Origin of the sequence: Brevibacillus centrosporus, from assembly GCF_003710815.1 — a bacterium.
In the GTDB taxonomy this organism is placed as follows: Bacteria; Bacillota; Bacilli; order Brevibacillales; family Brevibacillaceae; genus Brevibacillus; species Brevibacillus centrosporus.
Window position 1 is genome coordinate 1 of record NZ_RHHP01000018.1, and the last position, 2760, is coordinate 2760.

The window sequence follows — 2760 nt, forward strand, 5'->3', positions numbered from 1 at the left end:
CGTATACGATTCCCGTCTGCATATAAAGCTGTAGCGCATTAGCAAGCTGTGGGATCATAGGAATGATCCGATCCTTTCCACCTTTCCCATCCCGGACATGAATGTAATTCTCCTCAAAATTCACATCATAGGTTTTAAGGTTGATCAGTTCGCTAACACGGATCCCGGTGTACAGAAATGTCGCAAAGAGAGCGTAGTCTCGAACAGCGTACTTTCCGGTCAACATGATGCCATCCAGCAAGGTCTTGGCTTGCTGCTCTCCTAAAGTCACGGGAATCGTTTTTGGAACTTTCATGCCTTGTATGCTTTTCGCGGGATTCTTGGCAATGTCGTAGTCGTCATGGTCAACGAAATACTCGTAGAACGAGCGGACCACTGAAATGGCTCTGTTTACTGTACGTGGTGCCAATCCAGAATCTACAAGACTGAACTTGTACTCGCGGATGTCCTGCTGGCGAAGCTCTAACAGATCGCGGGTTTTGAAGAGGGCAACAAACCGTTTTAAATCTCCTTTGTACCCCTTTAGTGTTCTGGGTCGTGCCCCACGATCAGAGCGCATGAAAAGCAAATATTCACGTACATAGAGGTCATTGGCGTTTGTTCTGACAACACTCAAAACGTTACTCATGATAGTTTCCTCCCCGGAATGTAGATTCCAGGACAGGGCCCGATGTGATAATATGTAGATGTCAGGCGCTGCCTGGTGGTGAAAAAGCCGTTTGCTTGTCTTCCCGGACTAGAACGGCTTTTTCTATACCCATAACATTACTGTCATGTAGATATAGTAACATTACTTAAATTATCTTTCAAGTAATCATTGTTGAAATAGGAAAAAAGTAATGTTACAATGCTGTTAATAAAGTAATGTAAATGAGGTGTGGAAAATGCTTACCACAGAACAGGTACTTAAAAGGTTATCTGAGGAAGGGATTACCGAGAATATTCAGATGGTCCGCCGGTGGATCAGACAGGGTGATTTGCCCGCGACAGCACCAGTTAAACGTAAAGATGGATACTTGGTTAGCGAGGCTGATCTGAATGTCTTCATTGAAAGTAAACGGAAAAATCCGAAGCGCACGGCTGATGAGTACGAGGCTGAGATTCAACAGCTCAGAGGGGCGCTCGAACAATCGCAGGCAGAAAACGTCCGGCTTCGCAATGAATTGGAAAGGTCGGAGGAGAGATACAATGTTCTTTCGAGTGATTTGCACGATGCCTTAGATAAGTTGGCGGACAATAAGAAAGATGGAATGGCAAACTGGAAACGCAAATACGACGAGGCTATTAAGAGGGGCCGGGAAAAGACAAACATGCTAATCGCTGCGGAGCAGGAGATTGACATTTTAAAAAAGAAACTGCCCGATCCGGAAAAATACGGTGTTCAAACGAAGTCGGCAGCTGTTGATGATGGGCCAATCCTTTTGTTTACAGTTCGTTTCCAATTCCAGTCCAAGAAATACGAGGCCAAGGTGTATACCTATCGGGAGATGTATTCCGTTTACCTTTATGAGATATCGGGCAAATTCCAAAAGGAAATTCAGGTAGACAAGAGCAGCCCTTTATTCAAGCGGTTTCTGAAAACTGTCAGAGATAAGCATGGTGTGAGCGTGGAGATGGCGTTGGCATCTTGGCAACAGCTTGTGCCGGCTCATGAGGTGGATCTATGAGCCGGAGCACAGAAGAAATTATGCTGGAATGGCTATACTGGCACCATGCAGTCGAATACATGAAGCAAGACATCCCTAAAGTAGAATCTGCAGAGCTACGCTTTCCGTTCTTTGCTGGCTGGGTACTTCGACAGATCGGTAGCCAGGCATATGCAAAAGAACAGGAGGCTGCGAAAGAGCTGCGAGAAAACAAGATACGTATCTTGAAAGAGAAGCTCGACCAGGGAGAGCTATTCGTGATTTGGTCGTATCGTGGAAATTCGGATATCTTCAGGATCCATGAGAGGAAGCTGCGAACAGAGGTTCAAAAGAGGATTGACGAACTGATGATGAAGGTCACAAAGAGTTGAAAAAAAGGAGCCGTGATGGCTCCTTTTGTTTATTGCACTTTATTAATATGTGAACCTAGTAAGAAGATCGATCGAGTTGTACCACCAGATACATTAGCGAAGCTTTCTTGGCCAACTGGAACGCCCACAATTTTGACCCTGTCACCCTTCAAAATGTCACCTGTTGATTTCATGATAAACATTCGATAAGAGTTGAATTCGTTGTCCATGATGTGAACCAAAGCCACTGTTCCTGTTCCTATGCCCTCAGATGGTGCTTCTTCAACGTTTATCACGTTACCGGTTGCTGCCACCATTTTATTCAGGTATGGAGTAATGTTCTTTTCAAGGTGTCCATATTTGATTTTACTGTCGACTTTTGCCAGAGCTGCTTTAACATCAGCATCTGGGCCAGCAGGAAACAGTTTATAGTTAGCAACGACAAACTTTCTAGTTGCTTCTTGGATCTCCACACCCTCTGCAAAGTTTGGAATTGCAAGTGCAGCATAGTCTAGGTTTTTACTCTTAACTTCATCTTCGGCTTTCTTTTTAGCTTCTGCCTCTGCTTTTGCTTTAGCCTCTGAATCAGCCTTAGCTTTCGCTTCCTCCTCAGCCTTTTTCTTAGCCTCATCTTCTGGACTGGTCTTAGGTGCTTCAGGTGCAGCTGTTTGTGTTGCAGCTACAGGTGTCGTTTGTGGAGTGGTGCTTGCTGGGGTGCTTGCGGTTGTAGTAGATGGGCTAGAATCTTTAGGAGTAAGTACCAT

4 protein-coding genes are annotated in these 2760 nt (G+C 45.0%); 2 read left to right on the forward strand and 2 right to left on the reverse strand.

All coding sequences use genetic code 11. From position 1 onward, the window contains the following. Positions 1–628 (reverse strand): tyrosine-type recombinase/integrase (locus EDM55_RS17010; RefSeq protein WP_148040080.1); only part of this gene is annotated, 628 nt, incomplete at its 3' end. 256 nt (positions 629–884) lie between these two features. Between EDM55_RS17010 and EDM55_RS17015 the strand changes: the two genes are divergently transcribed. After that, positions 885–1667, forward strand: a complete 783-nt coding sequence (locus EDM55_RS17015; protein ID WP_122960871.1) for a helix-turn-helix domain-containing protein — start codon at positions 885–887, stop codon at positions 1665–1667. Then, the gene (locus tag EDM55_RS17020) at positions 1664–2017 is read left to right on the forward strand and encodes a YhjD family protein (RefSeq protein ID WP_122960872.1); all 354 of its coding nucleotides are present in this window, start codon (positions 1664–1666) and stop codon (positions 2015–2017) included. Before EDM55_RS17015 ends, EDM55_RS17020 begins: the two co-directional genes overlap by 4 nt. 29 nt (positions 2018–2046) lie before the next feature. Here the strand turns inward: EDM55_RS17020 and EDM55_RS17025 are convergent. Beyond that, positions 2047–2760, reverse strand: a 714-nt coding sequence (locus EDM55_RS17025; protein ID WP_122960873.1) for a hypothetical protein, incomplete at its 5' end; no start/stop codon positions are given.